General features: G+C 47.7%; 10 protein-coding genes. 8 read left to right on the forward strand and 2 right to left on the reverse strand.

Going from position 1 to position 15,000, the window contains the following annotated elements; all coding sequences use genetic code 11:
• Positions 1-46: 46 nt before the first annotated feature.
• Complete coding sequence (locus RAL91_RS05575; RefSeq protein WP_306260396.1) at positions 47-3,031, forward strand: ATP-binding protein; 2,985 nt, start codon at positions 47-49, stop codon at positions 3,029-3,031.
• Between the two features lie 397 nt (positions 3,032-3,428).
• Here RAL91_RS05575 and RAL91_RS05580 read toward each other — a convergent pair whose 3' ends face one another.
• Positions 3,429-3,788, reverse strand: coding sequence for a hypothetical protein (locus RAL91_RS05580; protein WP_306260397.1), 360 nt, complete (start codon positions 3,786-3,788; stop codon positions 3,429-3,431).
• On the opposite strand from RAL91_RS05580, the gene RAL91_RS25020 reads away from it, so the two are divergent.
• The 5 genes from RAL91_RS25020 to RAL91_RS05600 all read left to right on the forward strand — a co-directional run bounded on the left by RAL91_RS25020 (position 3,727) and on the right by RAL91_RS05600 (position 9,979).
• Positions 3,727-4,176, forward strand: a complete 450-nt coding sequence (locus RAL91_RS25020; protein WP_371932484.1) for an SH3 domain-containing protein — start codon at positions 3,727-3,729, stop codon at positions 4,174-4,176. The two genes, RAL91_RS05580 and RAL91_RS25020, sit on opposite strands and share 62 nt — an antisense overlap.
• A gap of 73 nt (positions 4,177-4,249) precedes the next feature.
• Complete coding sequence (locus tag RAL91_RS05585) at positions 4,250-5,362, forward strand: endonuclease/exonuclease/phosphatase family protein (protein WP_306260399.1); 1,113 nt, start codon at positions 4,250-4,252, stop codon at positions 5,360-5,362.
• 138 nt (positions 5,363-5,500) lie between these two features.
• The gene (locus tag RAL91_RS05590) at positions 5,501-6,157 is read left to right on the forward strand and encodes a hypothetical protein (RefSeq protein WP_306260401.1); all 657 of its coding nucleotides are present in this window, start codon (positions 5,501-5,503) and stop codon (positions 6,155-6,157) included.
• A gap of 581 nt (positions 6,158-6,738) precedes the next feature.
• Entirely contained in the window at positions 6,739-8,019 is a 1,281-nt protein-coding gene (locus RAL91_RS05595; protein ID WP_306260403.1) for a DUF4157 domain-containing protein, read from the forward strand.
• A gap of 565 nt (positions 8,020-8,584) precedes the next feature.
• Positions 8,585-9,979 carry an endonuclease/exonuclease/phosphatase family protein gene (locus RAL91_RS05600; RefSeq protein ID WP_306260405.1) on the forward strand — a complete coding sequence of 465 codons (1,395 nt, stop codon included), beginning with the start codon at positions 8,585-8,587 and terminating at the stop codon, positions 9,977-9,979.
• Between the two features lie 460 nt (positions 9,980-10,439).
• On the opposite strand, the gene RAL91_RS05605 is transcribed toward RAL91_RS05600, so the two are convergent.
• A complete protein-coding gene (locus RAL91_RS05605) occupies positions 10,440-11,783 on the reverse strand; it encodes an HlyD family type I secretion periplasmic adaptor subunit (RefSeq protein WP_306260407.1) in 1,344 nt (447 codons plus the stop codon).
• Between the two features lie 94 nt (positions 11,784-11,877).
• Between RAL91_RS05605 and RAL91_RS05610 the strand changes: the two genes are divergently transcribed.
• The gene (locus RAL91_RS05610) at positions 11,878-14,040 is read left to right on the forward strand and encodes a type I secretion system permease/ATPase (protein ID WP_306260409.1); all 2,163 of its coding nucleotides are present in this window, start codon (positions 11,878-11,880) and stop codon (positions 14,038-14,040) included.
• Between the two features lie 46 nt (positions 14,041-14,086).
• On the forward strand, positions 14,087-14,686 hold the full coding sequence (locus RAL91_RS05615; RefSeq protein WP_306260411.1) for a hypothetical protein: 600 nt from the start codon (positions 14,087-14,089) through the stop codon (positions 14,684-14,686).
• Positions 14,687-15,000: the final 314 nt, after the last annotated feature.

Raw genomic sequence — 15,000 nt, forward strand, 5'->3', positions numbered from 1 at the left:
AATCTTATGACTAAATCTAAGGGTGCAGCTCCAAGGATTTATAAAAATGAGAATTAGCGAAGTCATTCTAGAACGGATCAACAGCAACCATGCGCTCGACGGATACGTCAAAAGTTCAGTTGCTCGAATTTCTGACCATATCGTTTCAAACAAATTGGTGTTTTTTCCAGAATATACCGACCATGATGTCACTCACTTTGAGGCGGTTCTGGAAACGGCGGTTGACCTAGCAACCGACAAATCCTTGGAACTCATGACCGACCTCGACTTTGCCGCCCTGACTACATCAGTCATGCTGCACGACCTAGGTATGCACCTTACAAAGGACGGGTTTGAGACGCTGGTAAGTGCGAAAAGCCCGATGGTTCCCATTGAGGATTTCGGCGATTTACCTTGGAATGAGCTTTGGGTCTCCTTTCTGGCTGAAGCCAAACGTTTTGATGCCAAGAAACTGGAAGCGCTATTCGGCTCAAATTACGAACCAGTAACTGCGTTCCCCTCGTTCAGCGAACCATGGGACGAGTTTGACATACTGCTAGTTGGTGAGTTCCTTCGACGACACCACCCGCGCTTAGCGCATGAAATTGCCTTGTCCGGAATGCCCTCCAAAGACGGAACTCTCATCCAATTCTGCAACAACACCTCTGACCAAGACAGATTTCTGAATGACATCAGTGGACTAATTGCTCGTAGTCACGGCATGTCTCTTCGAGACACCTTTTCGTATCTGGAAAAGCACTACAACAATAAGATTGAGACGCGCTCTGCGCATCCTGTCTTCCTCATGGCTCTTCTCAGGGTCGCAGATTACCTGCAAATTCAAAGCGCAAGAGCACCTTCCGCTAAAACGGACGTTTCAAAGTTAAAGAGTCCCGTCTCGTCTCGGGAATGGTCTGTTCATCAATGCGTTACAGACATAACCAACATCGCCGACCCTGAGGCAATCGACATTATTGCCCATCCGCAAGACATCGACACATTCTTGCGGTTGGAGTTCTGGATACGCGACCTTCAACGCGAACTCGATATGTCTTGGGCCGTACTCGGCGAAGTTTATGGCCTTCATGCACATAGTGGGCTGAACAAGCTTGGCCTCAAAATACGTAGACTGAGGTCAAACATTGATGATGTCGAGGACTTCTCCCAAACTGTAGCTTATCTTCCGGAGCAAATCGCGTTTACAACAGCGGGAAGCGAACTCTTAAAACTACTTGTGGGACCACTCTATGCCAATGACATCACAGTTGGTCTTCGCGAACTGGTCCAGAACGCGACCGATGCAGTCAAAGAGTTAGACAGCCTGGTCGATGAAGGTTCAATCGAACCAACCAAAGGTCGAACTGACATATCAGCTGACGTGCAAGTGGACTTTGTGCAAGACGGCGAAAGTCGTGAGCATCTCATTCCCAACATTGTTGAAATCACAATCACGGACCGAGGTGTCGGAATGACCGCCGACATTGTAAAAAACTACTTCTTAAAAGCTGGGGCCTCATTTAGAAGCTCAGACGTTTGGAAGGAGCAATTCGAAAAAGCCGACGGTACTATTCGCGTCCAGAGAAGTGGGCGTTTCGGCGTTGGCGCGCTCGCAGCTTTTTTGATCGGTGAAGAAATCGAGGTAGACACTCGACATTATTCTGAACCTACCGAAAATGGGCTTCGGTTTTCAGCCAGCATTGAGACAACCTCGATAAACGTTGTGAAAGTTGCCTGTGCTGTCGGAACAAAAATAAGAATAAAGGTACCAAAACACCTCCAAAATCAAGTCGGCCAACTTCTCGGCGATACCCAAGGACGAGGAGTTGACCTGTATCACGGGATAAGCCAGTATTTTGGCCGAGAACCAAGCCTAAACTATACAGTTGATGGCAAGAACATCCCATGGGACGAGAAGTGCTTTCTACCTACGAAGGTCAGTTCATTTGAGGGAGGTTGGAATTACTTTGACACCGATGATTACGAAATAAATTGGTCATATGAAAGCGGGAAGCCAGCTCTCTCAGTCAATCAAATTCGGGTTTCGGGCACTTTCGCAGACCAATTAGTATCAGGCGAAAGCAACAACGCCGGGATAATACTGAGGACCGTCATTTTTAGTACCCCCGCCCTCTCAATCGGGGACAAGTCTGGTTCATTCCCGTTAAACCTGCAGAGAAACACGTACGCCGGAAACGAAATGCCATTTCAGAGTGAGTTGGCAACAGAGGTCACTGATGAGCTTCTGTTCTCCTGTCTTTGGCATCTATCGATCAAAAAGCAAAGCACGTTCCCCAAGTACGCAGGCTTTGAGCAAGGTAAATATTGGCGAGGTCATCGCCCCAAGTGGTTGCACTGCTCTGACGGAATGATTCTCAACATTCCAATGTTTTTGCGGGCTTACAATCCCCAGTTTGCTCTTGCTCGCTACGGGGGAACTGACGACTGGACTATCGCACAAGAGATAGTTGATGTCCTTCCAAAACAGTCACTTTTTGTTCACGAAGCCGACGATGAGTTCGCTAGGCGAAACTTCACGATGAAAGGGAAACTCACCAGAACTCTTCAGGGTGAAGCCCACGAATTCACAAGAAATGCCACTAAATCACAAACAGTGTTCGTGCCAAGTTCATTTGTTGATTTGATAAGAAACAAGATGAAGCCGGGCAGAGACGCAACCGTAGCTCTGGACAGTTTGGTGCAAGATACTGTCCCCAATTGGCTAGTTCACAACGCTTCAGGCGTCAAAGAACCCGATGAAGCTCAAAAATGGCGAAAGAAACTTAGTCATGACGGGACAGATACTTCGGTTGTTAGCTTGCATGAGCTAGCTTGTTCAAAACGGCCTGACAAGGAAGGCTTCGATAAGGTATTTTTTGAACGCTGGATGGAACTCATTGGTCACCCTCACCTACCAAAGTCGCCTTCCAAGGCGAAAGAGCTCCAGAAAGCACTCATGGGCAAGCTGGGAGAAAAATATAAATTCTTCGAGCAACGCGCTAATGAAAAAATCAAGAAGAAAAGAGATAAAGCAAAAGAACAAGGCGTTGGTTAGTCTTGGCGTTGCCTCCTACTCAATCGAGAGTGCATGGAAAGCTAAAAATGTCGTTCAGTAGATTGCAAGCCAATGTCTCCTCTCATCCAGGATCTGCCTTGACTTCGCATCCGCAGCGAAAGTCCAGTTTTCGCCCAACTTCGCCGTTTGTTGCGTTGCAATAGGTATGGCCAGAGAATTTCCCTTCTTGGTAAAGACACTTGAATTTAGAAAAGCTCTATTCCCGATTGGCTTCGCTCATATGGATTTGCAAGAAAACATTAGAGCCCCGTGAACCAAATTTGCGACGGGTCATGACCGCAACGAAAGTGGAAATGAGCCGAGAAAGAAGAAATACCGCATAGCGCAATGCGCTCCGATAATTCTACCACCCATTGACATGCCTTTGAAAATTTATTCAAAGTTGCATCGGGAGGTTGAGTATGGCTAGAAAGAAATCAGTTTGGCCATGGGTGTTTGGATTGGTTGCTATTGCGTGGCTCTCGCAAGATAACAGCCCCGATTCCACATTGCCCTCTCGATCCACAGATAATCCTCTTCCCAGCTCGATTGAGATTGGAATATCAAGTCCGAACTCGCCCCAGCAGCCGATCAGAAATACGAGAGAAACTGAATCCCCTAAACCACCGAAATTCGATATAGTAAGATCGGCGCCGCCTTCATCACCCTCATCTCCCGCAATCGGCGGTCGCACCATGTATGTGGACGCGTCGAGACTTAATGTCCGAAATGGACCCAGCAAAACCGACAAGGTCATTTGGACAGTCAAACAAGATGAAGCCGTCTCGGTTACAAAGACGGCAGGTGAATGGTCGTTTATCCGGGGCGCGAGATATGAAGGCTGGGTCTACAGTGGATATCTGACACCCAACCGATCTCCAATGGTCACGGTGACACTGGAACCCAAAAACCAACAACCAATCCGCCGAACCCAGCAATTGTCGGAGGCGGCAATAGCACAAATTTTGATCGACAGATCGAAAGCCTATTACTCTGGAAACTGCCCTTGCCCCTACAATACCGACAGGGCTGGACGGCGCTGTGGTGGTCGTAGCGCGTACTCACGCCCGGGCGGGGCTTCACCGCTCTGTTATCCGCGTGATGTATCATTGCAAATGATCGCTGACTATCGGGCGAGACAGTGATGCCCCAAAACGTGACTTCTAGAACCAAATGTTTTCCAGAAACCGAATTGCCACAATCCTGAGGGAGAAAGACATGAAAGTTACAAGCTCTTTAATGATCATTTTAGCAATGACCATTGGTGGGACGCATTCGAGTTTCGCGAAAGACACCATTGATATTGTCGCATTTAATGCAGAGAATTTGTTCGACACAATCGACGACATCGACAATCCGCGTGATGACACTTATTTGCCATTGAGCGTAAAGGCCATCATGCAACCCTCGCATGATCAAAAGTGCGATCAATACAACGGCAGCGGTTCATTCTACGCAAAGCAGTGCAAAACACTTGATTGGAGCCTTGCGACCTATAACCAAAAACTAAAAAGATATGGCGATGTACTGAAGGCCATGCCCGCGACCCCAGACATAATCGTCATCTCCGAAACAGAGAACAAACAGGTTTTGCTGGATTTGACCCAACAGGAGTTGTCCAGCGAAAACTACAACATCGTACAACTCGATAGCAGCGATGAGCCAGATAGCAGAGGAATTGATGTTGGCATCCTCAGCAAGTTTCCAGTCGTGGGAGATCCAGTTGCTCACACAATTGACTTTGGTAATGATGAAAGGACCTGTGGGAAAACACGTGACATTGTGCAAGCAAGCTTTGAACTTCCAGACGGTGAACCTCTTCATGTTTTCGGGGTTCACTTTCCATCAGGCAGAAGTCCATTCATATGCCGAATCAAAGCGTTTCAAAATCTGAATGAAATCGTCAAGACTCTACCGGCAAACTCATTGGCAATCGCAGCAGGTGACTTCAACATAAACTGCGTTGAAGCGCCCAGTGACGCCTTTACACGCTTGCTCGTGCGCAACGGCTGGTATGCTTCACCGCTGATCAGCAGCGGCTGCAGAGCGCCTGGATCAAGCAAGTTTATCGAACGCTCAATTGACAATTGGAATACATGGTCTTTTCTGGACATGATCATTGTATCTTCAGAGCTCAGTCCAACCAGACCGTCCGCGAAAAACTGGTTCGCGGATTTGGGTAGCTTCAGCACCCTAGTGGTTCAAAGCGAACAGATAATGGTTGATGAGGACGACAAGGGATACATTGAACCCAGACGCTTCGATCCCGTTTCTGGGAGGGGTGTCAGTGATCATTTTCCAGTCGGAATTCGTTTGGTCAATAGGCGTTAGTGTCAGCATAACGGCCTAAAGGTGACTTTGTGTTATCTGCAGCAAAAGACCGCAAGGAGCCTCATACGACTGCTGTGCAATGCATCAACGGCTACTAATCTGCATAAATGATTACAGCATTTAATTAGGAGATAAAAATTGCCAGGAAGAAATAGCTATGGCACAGCTTTTGTTGCCCTCATCGTTGGTGCTATTGCAAGTGCTGGCTACACCGTTGCAGCGTATTTTTTCCCAATCATAATATTTGGCACCATAGTGCCTATGGTTATAGCTTGTGTAACCATTATCGCTTTCCAGTCCGCAATGAAGGGTAGCAGCCTTTTTCGACTTAGTGTTTGCCTTGTAACTACTATTCTAAACGTAAGTGCAATTTGGTTTACATATTTTTTCATATTGTGGGGGCTAGACGGTGCTCTGAAAATATTTTCATCGGGTCCGATTAAAATTATTGAGGAAATCTATTTGAGCTCGCTCGAATCAAGCTTCGAGTTTTTCAAAGATTTCGGGAGCCTCGCAACCGACTCTGGCATAACTATTACCGGGACATTTCTCCTCATCTTATGGGGCCTTGAAGCTTTGATCTTCAGTACTTCGGCAATCGTTGGTTACGGAATAGGAAGAGAGAGTCAGGAGGAGTATTCCAAAGATCAGCTAGTTGATATTGCGGATAACTTGCGTAGTGAGGGCTTGCCGATTCTAGCCGTACTTTTCTTCAATTTTCTGAAAGGTCTAGTGCCAGTTGCTATCGTATTTGGGGCTATTTATGTTGCGTCGGAGGTGTTCGATCTATTCTGAACCTGCTCTACCGAAGTGAGGAACTATGATTAGATGGCATCCTTAATATTGACACTGAAAGGCAGAAGTCCCCCTTGTTTAAAAAAGGAAACCGGATTTAAAAACCAACCGGATGATATTAAATTTTGCCCGCAAATTGACCGTTTGCGCAATGCGCAGCCAATGACTGCTTTCCGCCCACAAACGTCTTTTTTGCGTTGCGATAGCTCCCGGTCGGGGAATTTCGCTCAGTGCATAAGAAACTCCATTTTAGAAAAACTTCATTCCCGATTGCCTTCATGCACGTGGTTCTGCAAGAAAATAATGGGGTTACGGGAACCGAATACGCAACGGGCCAACATTGGTGCAAAGCGAAGAGATTAGGAAGAGAAGAACGATTAACGCAGAGCGCATATACGTAATGTCAGACATTACGTATATGGCAAGGGAGACGCTGGCGCTCTTCCGTTGCATCCCGTCTAGCCCGACGATTTAAAACGTTGCAATTGGTCTGAACACCGACCACCTTCAGTTGCATTCTTCAAAAAAATTCGCAATTGTGGTATATTGAATATGAACCATAGTTTTCGGTTGGGGGTTACATGCGTAAAACAATAGTTTTCTTTATTGCATCAATTTCTATATTTTTGTCCCAAAACACAATGGCAGGTTTCCGTATTCCTATTGTGTCTGATGTCGTTGACAAAGCAGTCGATGTTGCAAAGGACGTAGCGAAGGTTACGGTTCCGACTCAAGCCGCCATTGATGTCGTTAGAGGAAAGAAAACACCGGACGAGGCCATTACGGGCATTATGAATGATGCACAAACAGCTGCAACCGGAACGGGTGAAGTTGTTCAGATGGTCAATCAGGTGACACGAGACGTAACAAATATTCCGGATCAAACTTTTGAAAAGTTGGCCGAAAGTATTGGTGGTGACGTTGGAAAGGTAATTTATCAAATAGGGACAGGCCCAAATAGACTGGTCAGAGAGTTCGGATTTACTTCCGTGGATGCTGGCGCAGCAATATTGCAGGGTCGAGACCCTGCTATCATAATCGCGATGCCATTGGCTGCCGCCATACGAGATGCACGCAATAAACATATCGATGCAGCTCTACCGCTTCCTGATGATATTAAAAAAGTTCTCACACCAATAATTCCTCGTCATGTGCTTGATCGTGCAAGATATACGGTCGGCTCCGTAAAAATGTCTTTGCCTGGAATTATTGATAAATTTGGAGATCAAGATGCGGTTACGTTAGATGATGTAATAGTCTTCTTTCAGGAGCCGGAATTACAAAACGCTTCCCAGATTGAATTGTTAGCTCACGAACTCTATCATGTTTATCAGTATTCGGAATGGGGAGTAGATTTATTCGCATATCGATATCTCATAAACCATGGTAAGGTTGAGGCTGAGGCCGAGCAGGCAGGTGGCTATGCTAAAAACTATTGGCAGAAAATCAATTCGAATAACGCGATGGTGCAGCCCGCGATGTCGTTTGCAGGGGTAAAAAATAGCCTCTCCGCACCAGTGAACATTAACACTCCGTTTGGTCCTCTCGCGATCAATCGCCCTGTCGCCCAGAACAACATGGCAGCTACGGTAGGCGGTGGATCTTTCACAGATCGATGTGTCGTGCAAGGCGAATACGTCGTGGTAACATCATCAAACCAAGTGATGTCCATTTCGCAAAATGGAATGCTCGTTGGGAGACGATTTCCGCCTTCTGTGCCCGGTTGCGTTTTTGAAATGCAAGGTTTAACAGGACAGCGCTTTTGCGTAGGCAATCAAAGTGCAGGTTTTGTTTATACTCCAGGATACAATGGTCCCGTAGGCCAATGTCAACCTTGCTTGAACGAAAGTTGTTTTTACTGAGTAGTAGTGACGAATTGAATTGCCCATGGCTCGGGAAGAATATGGTTGGTTCAAGATTAGCTGTCGAGACGGTTATGCGTTCAGCCAGAAAATTTGCCGACCCACAGAGGAAGCATTCAGTTAGTTCGAATTCCAGTCTAACACTTCTTCCGACTGTGCAAACGGCTTGTTCGGCGGTATTGATCGCAGCTTTGCGGCAGATCTCTACGACAGACGTACCTTTTTGCCTTGCCTGATGATGAGCGCCTTCTGCGCACTCGTGAACTTGGATGCTTTGATGCCTTCCCACTCCTCTCCCTACCAGGAAAACTCTAACCAAAAATGAGGACGCTTTAAGGGGGCACGTCACTTTCCATGCGGTGATTTTAATTCGCACTTCGCCGAATGATGAGAACAGAGTTATGATGAGGCACTCATCGCGGAAGCTGTCACGATATCATAGGCTGCAAGGTTCTATAAACGCCCGTTTTACTTGCATCATAATGTAAGGCGGCTTAGGGTAATTTTGGGTCACCCTTGTAAAGCTGCGACACACACATGGCGCCCGTTGAATGACGACAACTAGTTGCTGGTCATTTGCTTGATTTTTATCTGTGCATTGATTATCGGCGATAGCGAAAAAGGTGAAATCATGAAGCTGATACTATCTTTAATGTTACTAGCTTTAACTTTTATTAGTAGCGCTCACAGTGAACCCGTTTCATTTGTTGCATGGAACGTTGAAGACTACGACTTTGGCGGCCGTGAACCGCAAAATGGGAGTGATGGTGCGATCATTGCGACGCAATTGAGGGATGATTTCAATGGCATCGACATCTTTGGCCTAACTGAGGTGCACAGTGAATCTGCCATGCAAGTCTACGCAACTATGGCAGCGGCGGACGAAGATATCAGTTACCAATATATTTTCACTCGATCAGGGGGGTGGCTGCGTATGGGTATGATTTTCAATGCAGATCGCTTTGATGTCATCAACAGTCAGGAGCTCGATTTCGGTCTGAGCTCTGTCAGAACTAGATTTCCACTCGCGGTCACATTTAAAGACAAGACCAGAGATGTTACCTTTGTAGCTGTGCTGGTGCATTTGGCGCGGGGTAACTCTGATGTCCGTGAATTGCAGGCTCGACGTCTGGCGGAATGGGCGGCTGAAAATTCAGAACCCGTCATAGCCTTTGGTGACTTCAACTTCGACTACAATGTGACCAACGACTCTCACAATGGCGGTTATAGCGCCTTATTGGATAGCGGATATTTCAGCTGGCTCGAACCCGCCAACCGAGCCGATACCTCGTGGTCAGGCGACATTATCGATCAATATCCAGACTCCATTTTGGATTTTGTGTTTGCAGGTGGCGAAGCAAAAAACTGGTTGTATGAGTCGTTTGTGTACGTACGTGATGGAGATTTTCCGGATAACAGCGATACAGCAGATCATCGTCCGGTCGTCGCAGTGGTGGAACCAGCCGTTGGCAATGCATTGGAGCCTGACTTTAGTTATTTATTGCCGAAGCTTAATCTGGATGAAGTGATGGTATCAGAACTTAGTGCAGGGGCGCCGAGTGTCACGCGTGTCGAAACAACACGGCCCGAAGCGCTAAAGAGCGCTCAGGCAACACTGCAAGGGAGCAAGCTCGAAGACTTCAATCTCAATGGTGGAAGTGGCAGCGGAGGGGGTGGGCCAACAGGCGAACAGTTAGCGCGTCTCCGGTCAGCTGCAGCGAACTATCAGAGTGTTTTGGGTGAATTAGGTTACCTTACACCAGATGCGAACCCAGGTGATTATCCACCTAGTTTATTACCGTATATTAGGTCAGAGCAGAGAGAAAAATTTATCCAAGATCTTGGTTTGCATGGCTATATTACGCCAGACGCGGACCCAAACGACTTTCCTTCAAGTTTGTTACCCTACATTCGCGGTTTGCAAAACCGTCCGCTTCTCGATGGTGATAATGGGCGCTGAGCATTTGACGCTCAATAGGTCGCGCTATCGAGGTAATATGCTGTTTGGATCACAAAGCAGGCTGCTTAACTGAGTCAGTAAGCGAAGTGCAAAAAGTGCCCATTGTTGCTATCTGCTTCGAAAAGTCTTCGCGATAGCAGCGGATGACTACTTCGACGAACGTGCCAAGTCAGCAACAATCGGCAGCTACGGGCCGAAACTCCCATTTTCCAGACACAATTCATTTGATCAAATCAGATCGGATTGAACCTACTTGACCCAAATTTGGAACCTTGACCGAAGAAACCCTTTGACCATGCCCGAACGCTTATCTCTATTCGCAAGCTGTGTGTTGTAATACAACACCGACTTGGCAAGGGGGCTGAGCCCCCCGTTGCATCCCCGCCTCAATTTGGCACCTCAATTGAGCCCATAGCAATCCAGCAGGCATCACGAAGCACTAATCCCGGGCTGGTGGCCGCTATCTCTCCCGAATAGCTTCATCCCTGTATCGCAGAAGCGGCGACAGGAAGAACTCTATAATGCGCCTTTTGCCGGTTTTGACCTCTGTAGATGCGTTCATGCCCGGGCTCAGCGACAATTGCTTGCCCTCAATACGAATGAATTGTGCGTCCAGTTGAACTTTCGCGCGATAAACAGGCCCTAGTCTTTCATCAATGGCCACATCGTTTGAAATTGAACTTATCCTGCCATCAAGGACACCGTATCGTGTGAATGGGAAGGCCTCGAGTTTGATTTCAGCAATTTGTCCAACTTCAATAAAACCAATATCCTTGTTAAGAATGAGCGCTTCTATTTCAAGCGGTGTGTCTGCTGGCACGACGGTAAGAACTTGGGTGCCAGCCTCGACAACGGCTCCAATTGTTGAAATGGAAAGTTTGTCTACAAACCCAGTAACGGGCGAACGTAGTTCACGATATTTCTGCCGTTGAGCGGCTTTTTTTAATTCCTGTTCGATAGAAGATAATTTGTTCAATGCAGAATGCCGGTTTTGCGCAGCGGTTGAACGATATGTCGAAACTGCTTCGGCACGCTTGGCACTCAGACTGGCAATTGCAGCTTCAGCTTCGTGCACGCTTTCCTCAACGAACTGTTGCTGATGCAATGCCTCAATAAGGCTCTCACGCAGCTCCAGAACGAGTGGTTTTTGTGTGATGCCTTTTGCGAGAAGGTTTTCCTGCGCTGCCAACCGTTCCTGCAGCAAGGGCAATTTCTGTTCAAGCATCGATTTTTGAATGTGCGCCGAAGTTATTGCACTTTTTTGCCGCTCGATCTCGGCCTCAATTGATTTCAGCCCGGCAGAGTGACTATTCATCATGCCAGCCAAAAGTACCTGCGTATTGGCTCTTATGAGGCTTGGCGTACTGTCCGGGAGTTTTAGCTCACCAGTAACCTCTCTTAGAAGCGCTCCACCCAGTTCCGCTTCGACACTTGCCTGTATCCACTGGGCCTGAAGGGCATCCAAATTAGCGACAGTTTCTGTAGGGTCCATCTCAATAACAAGATCGCCCTTTTCCACATATTGACCATCTTCGATGTGAACCGCGCGCACCACGCCAGTTTCAAGCGTTTGGAGCGTTTTTACTTTGCCAGTGGGGACAGTTTGTCCCTGCGCGATGACCACAATATCAATTGTTCCTAAAGTCGCCCAAAACACTGCAAATACAAAGAAGCCACCAAGGATAAACGCCATGTATCTCCCTGATCGGGAGGGTGGTGTTTCCAGCACCTCCAAAGCTGCTGGTAGAAACTCATGCTCATCAGATTTTTTCAAGTTCTGATTGAAGCTTTTCCACACCGTCACAAAATTGTCTCCAAAAACTCGTTGAGCAAAAAGAATATTTCAACTATACCGATTAGATAAAAATAGTAAAAGGCAACGTGGAAAAAATACATATATGCTTGATCGGGTGGCTTCTTCGGGGGAAGAAAACCAACCAAGTTCGGACAACGCTCCACTTGGTGGCAGCGGTGCGCAAAGTCTTGCTATGTTGTTGGCTTTTCATGAAATTCGAGCATCTCCTGATCAGATTCAACATGATTTCTCTGATGAAACGGGTCAGCTGAGCGTCATCAATATGGTCCGCGCAGCACGACAGAACGGGCTTAAGGCAAAGTCCGTTTTCAGCGGTGTTAAGAAGCTTCATTCATCTCCACTTCCAGCACTGGCTTCAACCCATGAGGGTGACTGGTTTGTGCTCGCAAAGGTTGCTAACGACAAAGCTTTGATCCAAAGCCCCGGTCAGCCGCCAGAAACCCTGTCGATTGAAGATCTCAATAAGGTTTGGAACGGAACCCTTGTATTGGCCGCCCGGCGGGCCGGGCAAATGGTTGCAGACCTGCAATTTGGAATGCGTTGGTTTGTTCCGGTTCTTTACAAATATCGCAAGCTCTTTACCGAAGTGTTGGTCGCGTCGTTCTTCATTCAGTGCTTTGCGCTGATAACGCCTCTTTTCTTCCAGGTTGTCGTTGACAAGGTTCTGGTCCACAGGGGCATCACAACGCTGGATGTTCTCATTATCGGCCTGGGTGCCATTGCCGTATTCGACACGCTTCTTGGCTTCCTGCGCACCTACATATTTTCCCACACAACCAGTCGTGTAGATGTACAGCTTGGCGCTCAGCTCTATCGGCACCTCTTGGGACTGCCAATCAGCTATTTTGAAAGCCGGCCTACCGGGCAAACCGTTGCGCGTGTTCATGAACTGCAGACAGTCAGGGACTTTATTACATCATCATCCCTGACGGTGGTCATAGATCTGTTGTTCACGTTCGTGTTCTTCGCAGTCATGTGGGTGTTTTCACCGCAACTGACGCTCATCGTGCTGGCATCGGTTCCCATCTACGTTCTGCTTTCTGTTGCCATTACGCCCGAGCTACGCCGACGGGTTGAGGAAAAATTCTATCGAGGGGCTGCCAACCAGTCATTTTTGGTGGAGAGTATTTCTGGCGCGGAAACGCTCAAATCAATGGCAGTTGAACCCCAGATGCATAATCGCTGGGATGAAAATCTGGCGGCCTATGTGAAAGCATCTTTTCGCACGATCACCCTTGGCGCTTTTGGCTCGCAATTCGTTCAGCTGATCAACAAGCTTGTGATGGGTTTAATCCTCTGGCTTGGCGCGAAAGCTGTGATGGCAGGAGAGCTGACAGTTGGCCAATTGGTGGCATTTAACATGTTGGCTGGTCAGGTGAACCAACCCATTTTGAGGTTGGCCCAGCTTTGGCAAGATTTTCAGCAGTTCAGAATATCAATTCAGCGCCTTGGAGATATTCTCAACACGAAGACAGAGTTGACCAACTCTGCACCTGAAAACCTTCCGCCGCTGAAAGGTGGAATTGAGTTCAAAAATGTCACTTTCAGATACCGACCCGATGAAGCGGAAATACTCAAAAACCTGTCTCTGAAAATAGAACCTGGCCAGACAATTGGACTTGTCGGGCGCTCCGGATCTGGCAAGTCGACCATCACCAAATTGATACAACGGCTTCATATGCCCGAGAGCGGTCGTGTTTTGCTGGACGGCATAGAAATAGGGATGTTGAATCCCTCCTGGCTGCGGCGGCAGATCGGGATGGTTCTTCAGGAGAACATTCTTTTCAACAGAACCGTCAGAGACAACATCGCCCTTGCCAATCCGGCAATGCCGATGAAAGCTGTCATTCAGGCAGCTGAATTCGCTGGCGCGCACGAATTCATCCTGCAACTGCCAAAGGGGTATGACACTCAGCTCGAAGAACGGGGTTCAAATCTGTCGGGTGGGCAGCGTCAACGCATAGCAATTGCCAGGGCACTGGTCACCAATCCGCAAATTCTCATACTGGATGAGGCAACAGCAGCGCTCGACTATGAGTCAGAACGTATTTTCCAGCGCAATTTACAGCATATTTCAAAAGGGCGGACGGTGCTGATCATCGCCCATAGATTGTCCACGGTGCGCAATGCGGACCGCATTCTGGTCATGGATCAGGGGCAATTGGTTGAAGACGGCACCCACAGCGTATTGATGGCACAAAACGGTCTTTATGCCGAGTTACATCGCATAGCGGAGGCGGATTGATGGCAGCAGGTCCCGGAATGCATCTGGCCCATTATGGAGGCCTAATATGAATTCAGAAATGCAGATCACCGTGCCTGAGGGTGACGATTTAACTGCGGAGGATGTTTCTTCCGGGGCTGCGGCTTCGAGTAACACTGAACCGGTTGCTCATGGCACAAGCGTATCGGACGGGTTGGTTATTTACCGGGCCAGACATGTCGATGAAATTCCGAATGTCAGAGATATCGTCTGCGAATTTCATGCTGAAGGCCGCTTTTCCCACCTGCCTTTCTCGGAGGAAAAGTTCATTCGCTTTTATACCAAGGCACTCAGCAATCCGCACAACACGTTCTTGATTTACATTCAATACAAAAGCAAAACGATTGGGGTGCTCCATGCCTGCGTGGGGGATTATTATCTGGGCATTGGCGGGCGCATGGTGACGGTCTACGGGATATATGTATCAGCCAAAGTGCGCGGCACGTATTTGGGTGGCAAGGTGGGGGTCAAGCTGCTGAGGCTCGTTTCGGAATGGGCCAAATCGCAGGATGCCGAGGAAATCCACATTCATTCCACATCTGGTATTGAACCGGAACGCACCAACAAAATGCTGACGCGCATGGGGTTTGAAGCCTATGGTGGAAACTATGGGGCGCGGTTGATATGAGTGAAATACTGTTGTTTCGACTTGATCATGAAAAGCGAGTTGGCTCTGGAATGCAGATCAAGATGACCACCTAAGCTGCGAAAGGGCGTGGGATGTATGCAAAAAAACAGAACGTGACGTCAGGCGTACGCGATGGTGCAACAGTTCGGCTATACGGATCATCTAATGCGGAAAATGCACTTGAATACGATCGGTGAAAACTATGAACTCAAAATTAAAATTGAAGATCTTATCGCTAATACTTATTTTTTTTACTTCTACCGCAGAATTAACGGCGTTAGAGGTATCTGATTTTGTGGCTAACGATGGTTCGC

The organism is Pararhizobium sp. IMCC21322, assembly GCF_030758295.1.
Taxonomy (GTDB): Bacteria; Pseudomonadota; Alphaproteobacteria; order Rhizobiales.

What these genes read in the sequence shown, in the direction of transcription:
- RAL91_RS05585 (WP_306260399.1), top strand. Translation starts at nt 4,250, where the DNA reads ATGAAAGTTACAAGCTCTTTAATGATCATTTTAGCAATGACCATTGGT.
- RAL91_RS05580 (WP_306260397.1), bottom strand. Translation starts at nt 3,788, where the DNA reads ATGACCTTGTCGGTTTTGCTGGGTCCATTTCGGACATTAAGTCTCGAC.
- RAL91_RS05575 (WP_306260396.1), top strand. Translation starts at nt 47, where the DNA reads ATGAGAATTAGCGAAGTCATTCTAGAACGGATCAACAGCAACCATGCG.
- RAL91_RS05595 (WP_306260403.1), top strand. Translation starts at nt 6,739, where the DNA reads ATGCGTAAAACAATAGTTTTCTTTATTGCATCAATTTCTATATTTTTG.
- RAL91_RS05610 (WP_306260409.1), top strand. Translation starts at nt 11,878, where the DNA reads ATGCTTGATCGGGTGGCTTCTTCGGGGGAAGAAAACCAACCAAGTTCG.
- RAL91_RS25020 (WP_371932484.1), top strand. Translation starts at nt 3,727, where the DNA reads ATGTATGTGGACGCGTCGAGACTTAATGTCCGAAATGGACCCAGCAAA.
- RAL91_RS05615 (WP_306260411.1), top strand. Translation starts at nt 14,087, where the DNA reads ATGAATTCAGAAATGCAGATCACCGTGCCTGAGGGTGACGATTTAACT.